The organism is Prosthecobacter debontii (assembly GCF_900167535.1).
Classification (GTDB): Bacteria; Verrucomicrobiota; Verrucomicrobiia; order Verrucomicrobiales; family Verrucomicrobiaceae; genus Prosthecobacter; species Prosthecobacter debontii.
The window spans coordinates 140,708-156,700 of the sequence record NZ_FUYE01000003.1; the positions used below are offsets into that span (position 1 = coordinate 140,708).

General features: G+C 50.4%; 9 protein-coding genes. 7 read left to right on the forward strand and 2 right to left on the reverse strand.

Annotated elements, in window-relative coordinates:
* The first annotated feature begins 38 nt into the window (after positions 1-38).
* Positions 39-6,431: a hypothetical protein gene (locus B5D61_RS05450; protein WP_078812305.1), complete on the forward strand. Its 6,393-nt coding sequence runs from the start codon at positions 39-41 to the stop codon at positions 6,429-6,431.
* Between the two features lie 426 nt (positions 6,432-6,857).
* On the opposite strand, the gene B5D61_RS05455 is transcribed toward B5D61_RS05450, so the two are convergent.
* Positions 6,858-7,079, reverse strand: a complete 222-nt coding sequence (locus B5D61_RS05455; RefSeq protein WP_078812306.1) for a helix-turn-helix transcriptional regulator — start codon at positions 7,077-7,079, stop codon at positions 6,858-6,860.
* A 78-nt stretch (positions 7,080-7,157) separates the two neighbouring features.
* Here B5D61_RS05455 and B5D61_RS05460 point away from each other — a divergent pair, with 78 nt between their 5' ends.
* Positions 7,158-8,486, forward strand: coding sequence for a DUF4339 domain-containing protein (locus B5D61_RS05460; RefSeq protein ID WP_078812307.1), 1,329 nt, complete (start codon positions 7,158-7,160; stop codon positions 8,484-8,486).
* A gap of 115 nt (positions 8,487-8,601) precedes the next feature.
* On the opposite strand, the gene B5D61_RS05465 is transcribed toward B5D61_RS05460, so the two are convergent.
* Positions 8,602-9,660, reverse strand: a complete 1,059-nt coding sequence (locus B5D61_RS05465; protein WP_078812308.1) for a leucine-rich repeat domain-containing protein — start codon at positions 9,658-9,660, stop codon at positions 8,602-8,604.
* Between the two features lie 1,255 nt (positions 9,661-10,915).
* Between B5D61_RS05465 and B5D61_RS05470 the strand changes: the two genes are divergently transcribed.
* The 5 genes from B5D61_RS05470 to B5D61_RS05490 all read left to right on the forward strand — a co-directional run bounded on the left by B5D61_RS05470 (position 10,916) and on the right by B5D61_RS05490 (position 15,979).
* The gene (locus tag B5D61_RS05470) at positions 10,916-12,208 is read left to right on the forward strand and encodes a hypothetical protein (RefSeq protein WP_078812309.1); all 1,293 of its coding nucleotides are present in this window, start codon (positions 10,916-10,918) and stop codon (positions 12,206-12,208) included.
* 1,376 nt (positions 12,209-13,584) lie between these two features.
* Positions 13,585-14,001: an ArsR/SmtB family transcription factor gene (locus B5D61_RS05475; protein WP_078812310.1), complete on the forward strand. Its 417-nt coding sequence runs from the start codon at positions 13,585-13,587 to the stop codon at positions 13,999-14,001.
* On the forward strand, positions 14,001-14,465 hold the full coding sequence (locus B5D61_RS05480; RefSeq protein WP_078812311.1) for a DUF6428 family protein: 465 nt from the start codon (positions 14,001-14,003) through the stop codon (positions 14,463-14,465). Before B5D61_RS05475 ends, B5D61_RS05480 begins: the two co-directional genes overlap by 1 nt.
* A 9-nt stretch (positions 14,466-14,474) precedes the next feature.
* Positions 14,475-15,524, forward strand: a complete 1,050-nt coding sequence (gene arsB / locus B5D61_RS05485; protein ID WP_078812312.1) for an ACR3 family arsenite efflux transporter — start codon at positions 14,475-14,477, stop codon at positions 15,522-15,524.
* Between the two features lie 11 nt (positions 15,525-15,535).
* Positions 15,536-15,979, forward strand: coding sequence for an arsenate reductase ArsC (locus B5D61_RS05490; RefSeq protein WP_078812313.1), 444 nt, complete (start codon positions 15,536-15,538; stop codon positions 15,977-15,979).
* The last annotated feature ends 14 nt before the right edge of the window (positions 15,980-15,993 follow it).

Below are 15,993 nucleotides of genomic sequence, written 5' to 3' on the forward strand. Positions count from 1 at the left end.
ACATTTGATTTCTGTAGCCGTGTGGCTCACGGTGGGGGATGGCTGACTGGTCAGATTTTCCCGTGGTGCCCTCCTCAGGTTGGGATGCATTCCCCATCGTTGCCCCTGCCGACACTGGCCAAGGCTACGTCTCCAGCTTGGTCAACTCGGCGGGCCGTGGTTTTGCGCGCGTTGCTGCCGACATCCCTGGTGGCCTGGGCTACCTGACGGGCTCCGATGATCTGGTGCAGTGGGGAGATGACATCGAGGCGGGCATCAATGAGGCGCTGCCGGTGAATCCGATCTACCAGGATGACTTTGCGATGAAAGCGGCGGGGGCCGTGGGACAAGCGGGCTCGATGTTTGCGACCGCAGGTATCGGTGGAGCCATTGGCAAGGGTCTTGGCGCTGTTAGAGTGGGGGCCGAAGTTGCAGGGTTGGGCTCGGGCTTTTTGGCAGGCGCGCGCGGAGGTGGTCAGGAAGCGGAACAGTATGGCCTGGAGGGTGCGGCGGCTTATGGTCGCGTGCTCGCAGGTGGCACGATTGAGCTGGCGACGGAGAAGCTTCTGTTTGGCATGGGGACGGAAACCCGGGCCGTTCAGTCCATGCTTGGCGAGACGATTGAAAGTGGCTGGGGTCGTTTCTTCAAAGATGTGGCCACCGAGGGAGGCGAGGAAGGGATCGCAGAAATCAGCAACAATGCAGCGACGGCTTTGCTGGCACCTTCGGGCACTCAAACGCCAGGGCTTTTCGAGGGCGGCTTGGAAGCAAGCCTTCTGGGGATGGTGGGTGGTGGGGTATTTGGCGGTGTGAACGCCTTGGCGGGCAGTGGGCAGGCTGAAGCTCCGGTTACCGTGGAATCCGGCACGATCCCCTTCTCTGCGGCACCGGGAGCCCAGGCCCTGGTTCCCGGCCCGACGGCACGCACGGAGATTGCGGGGCAGCCGTTTTACTTCGACGGCTTGCAATGGAACAAGCTCACGGATCCGACGAAGGTGTCTGCCTCGCCGGAGTTGGAGCCGCCGTTCGTCCCGCTGAATCCGGCGAACCCGATCGAGGGCACTTTGATCGTGGAGCTGGAGAATCGCCGAAAGGCGGCGATGCGACAGGGACAAATCCAGACGCCGGGAGAGACATCCGAGGGGACTCCTTCACCGCCACGAGGCACGCCAGCCCCCGTGGAGACAGGCATCCCGCCGACTTCTGAGGTGGACATTTCGACGGACAATAGCGGGATCGAAGCCTCCCGGTTCCTGCCTCCGCCTGGGCTCGCGGCAGCCGGAGAGACTGCCAAGACATTGCGACATCTGCCGGGGATGGAGCCTGCTGCTGAGGTGGCTGCTGAAGACACTTCAGTCACTGATCCTGATGAAGCCGCGGCTGATGCGGCGATGGATGCTAAGGTGGACCGTGAAGACGACATCCTGAACACCTATTCGGAAGAGGATCTCTCCACGTGGCCTTTACCCCAAGCCATGCGGGATCGCGCGCAGGCGGCCTTGGATGTTTTGGAAGAAGCTGGCTACGATCTGGAACAGCTTGCGGCAGCGGTGGCCGACCCAAAACTGAATCAAGGGGTTCAGCAGGCGGCCCGTGAGTTGATGGAGCTGCGCAAGCGCGCTGATGCGAGATGGGGAGTTGCGCACGAGTTCATGAAGTCCCGGAGTGCGCGCTACATCCTGGGAATTGACAAATCAGTCGCTGAGAATCAAAATACGGATGATGAGCCTGCCGACAGCACCTTCAACTCCTTCCGATTTACCCCCGTTGAGGACGGAGCCTTGGCCGAACGAGAGCGAGAAGTCCTTGATCGAGTCCGAAGAAGTGAAGGCAATCCGGCGATCAGCGCAGCGGCGGGCTCATTACTTGATCGTGGACGGGAACAAGGAACTGCGACGGCTACCTGGATTGGAGCCCTGAAAGAAGTTTTTGGGAAGGATGTGCTCTTTGTGCATCCGGGGAAGGGCTCTCGCACCATCTCCTTTGAGGGAGCCTCTGTGCCAGGCCATCGAAATACGATTGTCCTGGATGCCACCTCAAAAAGTCCTGTCTTGTATCTGACGGGCCATGAGTTGACTCATGCCCTGAAGGAGCAGCATCCCGAACTGTGGAAAAAGCTGCGGGATGAGTTGCTAGCCATGGCCTCCGATTGGAGCGACTACAGAGGTCGGCTGAGGAAGCGCTATCAAGAGGATCAGATCGAGGATGAGTTCTTGGGCGATGTCGTGGGTGGGCAATTCCGGGAGCGGGCTTTTTGGGAGAAGCTGGAGCAGCGAAATCCCTCACTCTTCCGCCGTCTGGCTAGCGCTGCTCTTCAGTTTCTGAATCGAATCCTGGGCAAGGTCGGTGGTTTGTCGCGTGATGTCCGGGGTTACTTCGCGGACATCGAAGCGGCGCGCGATGTCATTGCGGATGTGTTGGAGCAGTATGCGGCTGCGCGCCGCTTCCCCGACCGCACTTTGATAGAAAGTGATGACGCGGATTTGGCGACTGTGGACGCGGTCAAGAAGCCGTCATCTCCGATGGAGCTGACTTCCATGCGGATGAGTGAGGCCAGCCAAGCCATGCGTAAGATGCTGAAGCCTCATAAGGCCAGTCGCGATGAACGAACTGTGGACGGAAACCCCATTGAGGAGGCTGGGTATCTGGTGAGGCGGGATGCGGACATGGAAGCTGCGGCGGATCAGTGGTTAGATTCGTTTGCGGAAAGTCAGGCGCTACAAAGTCGTAGCCACACAGAAACGCGCGCGCTGTTGAATGAGATATTAGACGACATCGATGTTGATGTGGCGGCCATACTTCTCACCCGCCTGATTGATGGCCGTGGAAGAGAATTTGGATATGACACTGCCGAAGTTCAAGCGCTGGGTCAGAAGAACGCCAGCCGTGCAGGATTCGCACTTCTTGAATGGAAGAAGACGCTCGATCCTTTGGATAAGCTTGTCGATCAGGCGGCTGCCAAAACAGGTGCGACGATGGGCAAGGAGCTGGGTCTGGATACGCCCAAAGAGGGTGATCCTGCGGATGTTCCGGCGCAACTCAATCAGCAGCTTCAACAGGAGATGCAGGCAGAGGCTGAGAAGGCGCTGCGTGAATCTCTAGATCAGATGCGCGCGCAGCTATCTGATGTGCAGAGACAGATGGCTTCCGACAAGCAGGCCAAGGCGGAAGAAATTCAATCTCTTCACGAGCAAGCCGACAAACTCAGAGATGAGCTGGCCCGTGCAACAGACGAGCTGGAGCGTGCTGAGCGAGAGGCAACAATTGGTGAGGTTGATTCTCAAATCACCGAATTGCAAAACCAGTTGGAGGCCACTCAAAGGGATCTCGCCAGCAGCCGGGAAAGCACGGCCATTTTCCAGAAGGTTTTGGACCTGCTCTCCAAGGCTGGCAGCAAACGGAAGGCTATTCTCAGCAAGGCTCGGAAACTCAGTGATTCAATCATTGAGGATGCTCTCGCAAGAAAGCGGCAGCGCAGGGAAAGTGGGATGCTGTTCAGCAACCCTTTGCCTGAGTTCGCTGATGATGTGGCCATTGGCGCTGGCATCATGCTCAAAGGCATTGTGGAGTTTGCTGCCTGGACAAAGGCCATGGCTGACACCATCGGTGAAATCACTTCAGGATCTCTGGATTCGATCTACCTCGAATCGTCTCGCAAATACAGCGAGGAGATGGAGCGGTTTGCCGGAGAAGAGCCAGCGCCTAAGCCATCAAAAGAGAGAGTTCGCAAAGAGCCTGGGGAAGTTGATCCCTATGACGCCATTGGTAAGCTGCGTGAGCAGGTTCTCAGTCTCAGGAAGAAGCTCGCTGAAGTAGAGGAGTCCCTTGGTGAAGAGAAGGCCCGAGCCGATCAGGAGAGAGAGGTCGGTATTGCCATCGGTTATGAAGAGGGGCTTGCCCAAGGTCGGGCAGAGCAACCACCTGCACCTCCGCGCGAGATTGATCTCTTTGAAAACTGGTTGATGGGAGAGCGAATCGAAGGCCTGCCAAGCGTTGATACAGTGGCTCGTCGCTTTATCCAGCCCCAGCGCTGGGACGGGGAGAGGTTCCGTTCAGCCTTGGGTCAGCTCTTCCCTGCCCTGGATCAAAATATCCTGGACGATGCGGTGGATCGCATCACCGAGCAGATGAACAACCGTCTCGCGGCAGCACGGCGGCGGGCGATCTCCGCCTTCACGGATCGGCTGGCCGAGCGTAACAGTCGCCTGAAGAATGATCAGCGATTTGTTACCTTCTACGGGCATCTCCAGAAAGCGGCTGAGTATGGCATCCTCGATAGCCAAGTGTTTGCCGACTCATTCGCATCTGCATGGAGTCTGAACGGCCTGACACCAGCCACGGTGCTGCAGCTTCGGCAGATGTATCAGCAGATCACGGCCACAAACGCCAACGGTCAGCCCATGCATTTCGGCATGGTGCGTGAAACCATGGAGCGGCGATTCATCGAGGCCGTCAACCGGATTGCGCCTGGCCAGGCTTGGCTGAATTTTATCTTCAACAACTATCAGGCGCGGGTGCTGTCATCGGCATCTTCGATTCTGAATCAGTTCAGTTCAGTCTTTAGGATCCTTGCGCCTGTCGATGCTATTTCTCGGGCTTATCGCATGGGACAGGGCACCAATCCAAGCACGATCTTGGCTGAATACTGGGCTGGTGTTTCGAGCCTTGGGCGCAATCTCCCCCTTATGATGACGGCGATTCGTGGGGAGAGCCTTGGTCACTTGGCCTCTCAGGTAGCCTCCGGCCATGTGCCGACTGAGCAACAAACACAGCACTTGCAGCCAGGGGAGGCCGTTCGAGTTGGGAATACCCGACTTGGTCCCCGCCTGTCATGGCTGGCCAGGATGGCTGAGATGTGGACTTGGAGAACGATCCGGGCTGCCGAGGGCCTGACTGGAGTAGCGGATGCAGAAGCTCACTTTAGGGAAACTCTGACCAATCATTATCGTGCTCAGGGCATGACTCCCGTGGCTGCCCGAGAGCAGGCCTTGCGGGATATCCATGCATCTGGATCGGAAGTGACAGCAGCAAGACAACAGGCTCTTCAAGAGCAGTCTATCGGATCTATCGGCGCTGGCAATACAGTGATCGAACGCCGGATCGCTGAGATCATTCAGCGCAATATTGAAAATCGGCTCAATGCGCCATTGGTTGCACGCACCGAACAGCTCACCGGCTATGCACAGTTCAAGACTATGCCGACTGGCCCGATTGGATTTGCGGTGTCACAGATGATGGCCAGCATCGCTTCCCCAGCATCCAAGGCTGGTCAGGTTGCACGATTCTGGTTTCTCTTTGGACGCTTCCTTGGACACACGGTGGATGTCACTCTCGGTTATACGCCCGGAGCCCACCTACTCACCCGCAGCACGGGCGACTCAGGAAGCCAGCGAAACAAACTCATCCGCGAGGTCTTCGGCAGTGAAGAGGCCTATCGCCAGATGGTGGATAGTCGCGCTGTGACTGGCTCCACTTTCTTTCTGATGACTGGGGCTCTGATGGCTCTGGCTTTATCGATGGCTGATGATGACGACGAGCCGTTCTTTGCGGTGACCGGTAGCGGAGGAATCGGCGATCCATCCCGAAAGGATGCTCTCAAGGCCACGGGCCAATGGGGTGAGATGCAGATCCGCATCGGTGGCAGACCCGTGATCAGCTACGGCCAGATCCCTGAGTTATCCCCGTTGCTTAGCATCCTCGGCAATATTTCCGATCATGCTCGCTTTGGTCACTTCCTGAATCAGCGGCAAGCGCGCGATGGAGAACAACCGGGGAAATACCCCGCCGACCTTTCCACCCTGGGCCTGGGCTTTGGTTTTGATTGGGCGCTGTCTCCCATCAAGCGCAGCACCTACCGCTCATGGTTCGATGCCCTCGACGGCATGATGAGCATCCAGAGTGCTGGCAGCGCCGACTATGCTGGCCAACAGTTGCTTGGGCTTGTGACTCGACCTGTCGATGGGATGCTCCGTGTCCCTATGGTAGTGGATGTCGATAAAGCCTTGAGGTTCGCGGAGGGCTCCTTGAAACCTGACGGCATGCTGGAGGGACTTCTCCGCCGCGTTCCATTCGCTCATGTCGGCACCGAGGTCTATAATGCCTATGGCGAACGCACCCCAGCTTGGGACATCTTTTCCATGTTCCCTTCCTCTCCCACCTTCTCCAAGGAAGCGGAGCGCGCTGCTCGTCTGAATGTTGAAACAGGCACTCGACGTAGCGCACCCAAAGACATCTCGCTGCATTACACCGATGGCAGCGTGCGAGAACTGAAGCCCAATGAACTGGAGCAATACCAACGCCTCTCCGGCCAGCTCTACACTGAGAGCCTCCTACGCAACGAAACGGACATCCGCCGAGCCTACCAACAAGGCGGCCAAGGCGCGGCTTCCAAGATCGTGGACAACATCAGTGCGAAGGCGAATCGAGAAGCGAAAAAGCAGCTCGGATATTAGGTTGCCAAAGTGGCTACAAAAGTGGCTACATTTTCTATTCACCATCGCAATTCATTCATTATCAATGGACTTTAAATCCAAGACAGATGCTTTGTAATCATCAGGTCGTCGGTTCAAATCCGACACTCGGCTCCATTGAAAATCAATGGATTACGTTGATTTTAGGCGTCAAAAATTTCCTGCGACTGTGCAAAATCTGTGCATTTTGACGGGTGATCCCTCCCTGAACGCAGCCCGCGCGTGTTCCCCTGAGCAGGAAAATTTTCAAAACATGTCGAGAGTTTGGCGTTCCGACATTTGAGGTAAGCTTTATCTCGCTGACCGGATCTCCACATCCATCCAAATCATGATATTGCCCTAGTCAGCGAGAGTCCGTGGTGAGGCAGTCAGGGGCGCGAGTACAGTGTGCACGGGGTGATTTTCTTTTCACATTAACTCCTTTAGATTGATTTTCAAACCATCGCAGATTTTCAAAAGCACCCATAGCGTGGGTCGGGCTTCATTTCTCTCCAGATTGGGAATTGTGTTTCGGCTGATTTTGATTTCCCTGGCGAGTTGGGCCGCTGAAATTCCCTGTCGTTCTCTTTCAGCCTTCAATGCCAGGACAATAGCGCGTTCACGAGGATCAATTTGAGATGGGTTTTCCATCTCCTCACAAATCCCGCGTTGACGGCACTAGCACGCCCATTAAAATGGGCAATTCCATCTGGGGCAGAATTAAAAATTATGATGCAATACCATATCTTCAAGGACGGTCAGCAGGTAGGACCATTTGCTGAAAATGAAGTTACCGCAGGCGTACGCTCAGGTCGATTCGATCCAAACGATTTGGTATGGACAGAAGGGTTCACTGATTGGCTGAAGCTTAGTGCCGTCTTTCCATCTTTGCTGATCTCCGGAAATAATATTCCCCCTGTTCCACCATCAGGAAAGCCTGCGGTTGAATCAAAGTCAGAGGAAAAGTTCGGTTGTACACATATTCTCGGACTGATATTAGCAGTAATTTTCGGACTAGTGATCCTGGGGGCTATGTTTGGAGATTCTGATTCTTCAAAAACTAAAGAACCTTTAACAAAGGAACAAAAAGCAAATGAAACCAAGAGACAGGCTAATGACGGGAATGCCGTTATTGCTAATGCATCTGAAGGGACCACCCTTCAGAAGGAACAGTATGAACGTAAGCATCTAGGCAAAAGGTACTTCTTTAAAGGGAATGTGACAGATGTGAAATCAAGCCGAACAATCACTGTCATGCTGGACACCTGGAACCATGCCAATGTCACATTCCAGTCAGAAGATGTCAGTTCATTTCATGAAAATAAAGTAGTTTATTTCTCAGCAATAATTGAAGAGTTTGGTACAGGTATGCTTGTCAGGCACGATCTTGGAGAAGCAAGAATGGAAAATATAGACAATCCTGAGGAGGTATCCATGGAAGTAAAAACGCAAGAACCCGTGAATCCTAATATCAAGGGACCAGAGATTCTGGATATTCAACTTGGTGACCACATTTTCAAAATCTGCGATGCCTTCAATAAGAAATATAGATCTGAACTACAGGGCGAAGAAATGGAGATGCGGAGAGCCCCCGACAATTCTGCCATCATATGCACCACGGCACAGGGGTTGAAGGCGCTTCAGAAGATGGGTGTTCTTCATGGTTTTCAGAACGCAGTACAGAATTCAAAAGACAAAACAGCGGCCCTTTTGTTTGGAGCACTAGCTGGCGAGGAGGGATTTATTGGAGGTACTATCGAACTAAAAACTTTAAAGGCCCCCATAATCTATGCTGACAAGGATGGGATCATTAACAAAGTCTTGATTAGTCCTATGGCGGCACAGGTTTTCTTTAAAGCAGGATTAATGTCCAATGAGGAATTTGCCAGTTTTATGCGTTCCAGGTATGATCTACCTCATTTGGAAAGTGAGCTTGTTGAGGTCAGGGACGGGTTTACTCGCCAGACAAATTTTGAGACAAAATACTTTGGTTATTCCCACGGTTATTCCGTCAGTATTGACGAAACGAAAATGTTTGTCATTGAATCAATAAATTAGGCACTTCTAAAGATTGCGACAGTCTGCATGTCAATCATATAGATTATCTGGTTTCGGTTGTTCCTTAACTCCGAGGAAATGGCAGATGGAGACTGACACATTACATGCGAAGTTGTCACAGATCATTCCAAGCCCAATCAGTCGGCAACGCAACTTCTGTGTCGATCAGAGAATTTAAGGGACTGAGATCCTTGAGCTTGGCACAGCCGCTTAAATCCAGCCGTCTGAGCCCCTTATTGGCCGCAAGAGGCGAGATATCTGTGACCTTGTCACAATGCATCAGATTCACGCTCTGCAAGCGTTTAAGGCGAGCGAGCGGACAGAGATATCTTAGCACCATGGCTCCAGAAAGATCAAGTACCCGGAGTGATTCCATATCACCGATCTCAGTGATATCAGTCAGAGTTGTCGCCCCCTGAAGTTTAAGGTCCTCAATTTTTAGAAGTTTGCTCAAGACTTTGAGGTTTCGCAGTGATTTGCACTGCGCCAAGTGAAGCACTGTAAGATTGCTCAGGTAGCGAAGTGAGTACAGGTCCTCTACACCCTCTGGCAGATTGACAGAGAGATGTGTCAATGACCGTGGTAACAGGGAGGCTGAAAGCTTCTGTACGTTCTTTGCAACAAATTCTAAATATTGGAGCTCTGCCAAATGTGAAAGAGCTTCCAACGTCACTGCTGTCAATGGCTCCAGAGCCTGGATCTGAAGCCGTTTAATACGAGATGTGGACACGAATCCCTCAAGACCTCTGTAGGCGCACCAGGACACTGCTAAAGGCCCGTCACCGGGTGGCAGAGGACCGGGAGGACAGGCATCGGAACCGAGGACCGCGACAGGAATGGAATTGACCACTAACACATCCCAGCCGCCATATTTTAGAAATTCAAATGTCCATACGGAATCCCGTTCCCTGACTTCCGATGGCAATGGACAGCGAATGCCAAATGCCTGCACCTGAGAGGGGACATCTTCAGGCTTACTCAAAATCAGGGTATCGCCGATGAGCTGAGCATCGTCAGGAATGTCTAATAAGAAGCCAATGTCTCGACTTCCATGACCAAGCATCGTCCAGAATAAGGCAGCAGAAAAGTGGAAGTCAGAAAATGGGCAGCGGTCAGAATCTTTGAGAAACGGCTGTACATTGACAGTTATGGACCGTGGAAATGTCTGAGGCATCAAATGTGTACAAAGAGACTGAAAATGTCCTCTGGTACAGAAATTATTAAGATCGACAAGGACGCACCCAGTTTAGTAACTAAATCGAAATCGAAAAAGTTGAAGGAACCCCTCTAAACTGAGGATTTTAGGGGTACATTTTGTAACGAAATCAAGTGTTTCTGTGCCAAATAATATGGGAGGAGAGACACTGACGCATACATTCTGTAATCTTCTTTATATCCATAACATTGAAAAATATTATGGATATGGATTACATGTACAATTTGGAAACTATTCTATAGTTCTCAAGTTGAGAATATAGGAGTTATTCTTTTTTGGTTTTTTTCGCCCCAGAGGCTTCTAGTATAATGCATCGAAACGCGATTGTCAATCGCATTTGGTTGGAAAACGGACGCCAATAATTATTCAGAATGAAAATTTCGTCCACCGCTTAACCCTGATGTTTCAAAGAATTGCTGAATAAGTTTACCAGCATAAACATTCTCATTTGGAATAGTTTGTCATTCTTAGCGGCATTCAATTTTTTGATAAAAATGCTTGCATACCATACTATTTTGGTGTAGATTTCATTGTGAATCTAAACAACCAAAATCGACTAGATAGCAATCTAGCTAAACTTAAAACGGCCATAGCAAAGCTGAGTTCAGACCACCCTTTGCTGAAGGGGCCCGATGGAGCCCTTACAGGACGTAACGGGGCGCTTTACCATCCTACATCAGGATTGTTCATTACCTCCGAAGGACAGGTAAAGGACTTGGACAAAATGTCCTTTGAAAGGGGAGTTCAAATGTTGACCTCGAGGCTGTGAGCTTGGAGGCATGTCGCGACAGTGATTGATTGAATCAATCACCTCAATGTCAGTACTAACGCAAAGCAGGGGCTGGTAGAATCTGGCTTTAAAAACAAGGCGAGGCATGTTAGAGCCTCTAGTGAGGTCCCTTCTAAGCCGATGGCTACAAAATCCTTGGACTGAGCCATTTGGTATTTGACGCCTATTCTAGGCATAGACGTGCCTCGCTCTTCCGTTCTGCTAGGCCAAATTTGCCAGAACATGGTGAGTTAGCAATCAATCAACGTCGCCGAGGGTGTAACATATTGCTTTAATACATTAATAATTTTCGGCGACCCACCACACCCTAATATATATATATATCAATTTTAATTAATTACAGTCCTCATCAATAGATACAATCAGGAGATCTGGACATCTTTCCCCACCCACCAATGGACGGGGCGCAAAATTCAATTTCAAATGAAACAACCAAAATACGTACAATCTCAATTTGTTCTAACTCGAGGCGCTTATTCTAAGATCTCCAATATCGACAGGCTGCTCGCACTGCTTATCCATAAGCTTCGTAAACAACTCTCCAACCGAAGAAATAAATTCCAGAATAAAACTGCAAACCAGTTTGTGGATTATCGGTTTACTTCTCTCAGTGCCAAGAGAGACCTCACGGTGGTATTGGGAAAGAAGTATAGAGAAATAATTCTTGAGGCAGAGGCCCTAGGACTAATCAACATATTTCGCAGTAAAGAAAACGTTGAATCTTATTCACAGCGCAAGAAGGCATCTTTCAGTAAAAAGTACACAGTCAATGACGAAATTTGGAATCAAATAAAGAATAGAGAATTTATAACAATATGCCTTCATATCCCAAATCCAGCTCTGACACACAAGTATGGTTCTCACAAATCAAACGGTAAGGTAAAAAATAAATTTCTTATAATCAAAAACAATTTGGACCAGCTCATTATTGCCGACGAAGTATTTAGTGACCCCGACTTTGACTACCTCGAATCAAATTCTTATGTTCGCTCTTTTTTTACCAAGAAGCATCTGATCTCAGACGGCGATCCAGATGCGATGGACGAAGAGAAGACAGGTAGAATATATCACGATGTCATATGCATGAAAAAGGCGTTGAGAAAATATATTCGTCATGTCGGTGGCAAACCTCTACTCATTATTGATGCTTCAGCCATGAATCCAATTCTTTTGGCTAGTGAAATTGAAGATTGGAAAGAGAGGTATCGCTGGTTAAAAATATGCATGTCGGGTAATTTTTATACAGATCTTGTCGGAGTGGATAAGATTGAGAAAAATGAATGGAAAACCCCATTTATGGAGGCTATGTCGAGTAAGGACTTAAAACACAATGAAAAGGTCCAGCAGATTCGTACAGTGATTCAGAGAGACTTTCCATCTCTTCACGCAGCCCTGCAAAAGATTCATAAAAGTGGGATGACGGTGGCCAGGAAACTAGGAAAAATCGAAACCAAAATCTTTAGATCTACTTTTAAGACTGAAAACCGTTTTCACGTGTCTATGCATGACGGGCTATTAATCTCAAAAGAGGATCTTGTTTACTTCAATGATGCCATCCAAGATGCAGCTAAAATAATTATTGGCTATCCTCTCTTACTGAAAGTCGAGACTCTCGCAGGCGATGTCATTGGTGAAGGTGCTAAAATCCATGCACGGACTATTTGTGTAAACGAAGGTTATGACACGTCGATGACATTAAAACAAATAGCAGCCTAGTGAGATTGGCGCATGGACAGGGGCAGTTTTATTCGGCCTCCAGAAATCGCCGAAACTCTCCGGTGTTTTTCAACGACTAGGCGTCGCGATCATTATTGAAGTAGGCCCATGTCCGCTTGGCATCGCTGAGGCGGCTGCGACCCACCCATGTCTGAAATTCGCATCGGTATCGTCATGCGGGTACCATCAGCGGTGCCGTGGAGTCGGATATAAATTTGGTCCGTGGTTTGATCTGCTTATCCGGCACGCCCTGCCTCGTTTGAGGCTGTCGAGCATGGGATGCGCCGCACCGCCATGCGGTATGATAAAACCGATGTTTCTTCATGGCTTTTGACCTGTTCGGTATCTGCATTTCATCCCTCAGAAACTAATCTTGAAACATGCCCTAGAGAATCTGAGATCAACCTTCATCTGGTTTTATAAAGTCAGACGCTCAAAAAAATTTGGCCAATATTCATTTCATATTTTTTCTACAGTACGCACAAGATCCGATTGTTCCATTAGCGGTCTATTGAAATGTCGGCACAAAGATGCTTTTTTATTAACTGAAAATTAACTCTTGAATGGCAATGCCGGTGGAGTTATCTTAATTAGTTAGTATGATTTCAGTAAAACCAAACAACAAAATTCAAAATGACATAGAGGCACCTTTATTATCTAGAAAAGACGTCTGCCGTATCATGTGTGTATCAAATATGACGGTCAAACGGCTACAAGGCCGTGGTCTCTTGACACCTATTTATTTCGGCCCAAGACTTATTCGCTACCGGCCCGAGAATGTTAACAACTTAATTAGTAATTCAGCCGCTTAGCGCGTGTCACATGTCTAACAGTAAACATTGCCCCGGATTGTTGGTAAACAATCGTATCGACTGACATAACGCATTAATTATCGTGAACTAACAGCTTCAACATTCCGAATCCGGATGTGTACTGTTTCGACTGGGATGACTTTTAAAATTGGTTCTGCAAGATAAAAGCTTCACTCGAATCGGGGCGAATGCCGTAAGGGAGGTATCGCTTTTGTCGTCGTGTAGTCATCTGAGCTCTCAACACGGCGCTTGATCTTGTGAAGATCCTAGTCTGGACGAGCCAGTTCACGAGCACTGTACAGACACACTATTCCCGCAACTATCTATGTTGGCCCAATAGGCTGATCAAGAGATTATTCGTATTTCCAGTGCTTGGGCCAGGTGGAACCCAAGTTTCCTGCAATATGGGTGTCGGCGGGGAGACCGTGCCAGCAACATCGTTGGCCTCGTGATTTTCCCGTACACTGCTTGGGACAACCTTGGTCGGGGGAAGGAATGGCGGTGTGGCGATATTAAAATTACAACATTGACGTAACTGGAAAATACGTTACGACTGTTTTCGTCATGAAAAATATCGTTGCATTCGCCCATGCTCTTGCCGACGAGACCCGTTGGAGGATCGTTCAGTTGATTTTCAGTGAACCTATGTGTGTTTGCGAGCTCGCAGACATTCTGGACATGCCTCAGTCGTCGGTGTCGAGTCATGTCCAGGTCATTAAAAAATCGGGAATGCTGGACAGTGAGAAATGCGAGAAGTGGATCTATTACCGGCTGTCACCAAACCATCGTCATCTCCTGACCACGATGGTTGAGTTTTTTGAGGAGTCGCCAGCAGGAGACGCTGTTCTGAAAGCAGATGCTGAGCAGGCAGTGAAGAGACTTGCCGAGCGGGATGAGAGCTGTTGTCCGATTCCGAAGGGGCTCAAGAAATTGAATCCGCTAATCCCAAAACCTAAAAGCAAAACCAAAGGAGCCAAATAATGAACCTGAATGAATTTAAAGCACTGCTGAAAAACGAAGGTGAGAAGCATTTCAGAATTCAGCTTCCAGACGGTTCACCTGTTCCGCTTTCCTTCCATGTGACTGAAGTTGGGAAGGTGCAGAAGACCTTCATTGATTGCGGCGGGACAATGCGTGAGAACGTGGTTTGCCAGTTGCAGATCTGGGTGGGCGAAGATGTGGATCACCGCATTGAGGCAGGCAAGGCGGCTGCCATTCTTGAGAAAGCCCGGTCATTCCTTCCTGATGAGAGCGTACCTGTTGAGGTTGAGTATGAGGACAGAGTCATCTCCCAATACACGATTGAAGATGTGACGATGGATGAAAGCTCTGTGACGCTGAAACTCGCGCACAAGCACACTCAGTGTCTGGCCCCGGAACTTTGCGTGGTTCCCCCAAAAACCCAGGAATCAAACTGCCGCACGCCAAAGAGCGGCTGCTGCTAGGAGTTTTTTATGACTAAAGATGTCGCACGGAAGATGTCCTTTGTGGACCGCTACCTGACGGTGTGGATTTTTGCTGCAATGGCCGTTGGGGTCATTCTCGGCAATTACGTGATCAGTGATCCAGCTGATTTCTTTGCACCCCTGACGGTTGGGACTACAAATCTCCCGATTGCGGTTGGGCTGATCCTGATGATGTATCCGCCATTGGCGAAGGTCCGTTATCGGGAGCTTCCCAAGCTGTTTTCCAACACGCGAATACTGACGCTTTCACTGGTCCAGAACTGGATCATCGGCCCGCTGTTGATGTGGGTGCTCGCGATTATCTTCCTCCGCGATTATCCTGAATACATGGTCGGGTTGATTCTGGTTGGCATTGCCCGGTGCATTGCAATGGTCCTGGTGTGGAATGAGCTGGCCAAGGGCAGTAACGAATATGCTGCTGGGCTTGTGGCGTTGAATAGCATCGCTCAGGTCCTGCTGTATGGGGCATATGCTTGGTTGTTCATCACCGTTCTGCCTGGTTATGTCGGTCTTGAGGGGGTAGTGGTGGATGTCAAAATGGCGGAGATTTTTTGGAGTGTCGCCATTTACTTGGGGATTCCGTTCTTCGCAGGGGCACTCAGCAGGGTGGTTTTGGTGCCTTGGAAAGGTGAGGAGTGGTATGAGAAGAAGTTCCTGCCGAAGATCTCGCCAATCACATTGGTTGCGCTGCTGTTCACGATTGCCGTGATGTTCACGTACAAGGGCACGGCGCTTGTTGAGCTTCCGCTGGATGTGCTCCGCATTGCGATCCCTCTGGTCCTCTATTTTGGGATAATGTTTCTGGTGAGCTTTGTCATGGCAGCCAAACTTGGGGCTGATTATCCTCGCTCAACGAGCATTGCGTTCACCTCTGCTGGCAATAATTTTGAACTGGCCATTGCGGTAGCTATTGCCGTATTCGGCCTGCACTCAGGTGTTGCGTTTGCGGCTGTGGTTGGGCCTCTGATTGAGGTTCCAGCATTGATCGGACTGGTGCATGTCGCTTTCTGGCTGCGCTCAAGATTTTTCAAAGTCTAACAGGATATAATATGACACAAAAGCCCCTCATTCTGATTCTCTGCACAGGCAACAGCTGCCGCTCTCATTTGGCCGAAGGCATCCTGAGAACTGCTCTCGGTGATTCACATCGTATTGAAAGTGCCGGATCGAAGCCGACTGGCTATGTACATCCGCTTGCAATCAAAGCTCTTTCCGAAATCGGGATTGATATCTCGGGCAATCGTTCCAAGCACCTGGATGAGTTCCTCCGTCAGGATGTTGAAACGGTCATTACCGTCTGCGGGAACGCCGATCAGGTGTGTCCGATGTTTCCAGGGCAGGTAAACCGTCACCATTTCCCTTTCGATGATCCTGCGCATGCGACCGGGTCTGAGAATGAACAGTTTGTCGTATTCCAGCGGGTGAGGGATGAAATCCGTGCCGTGTTTGGTGCCTATGCCGCTGGACGGCTAGACGAGGCGAAGGCGGGATAGCGCATGTCATCTAT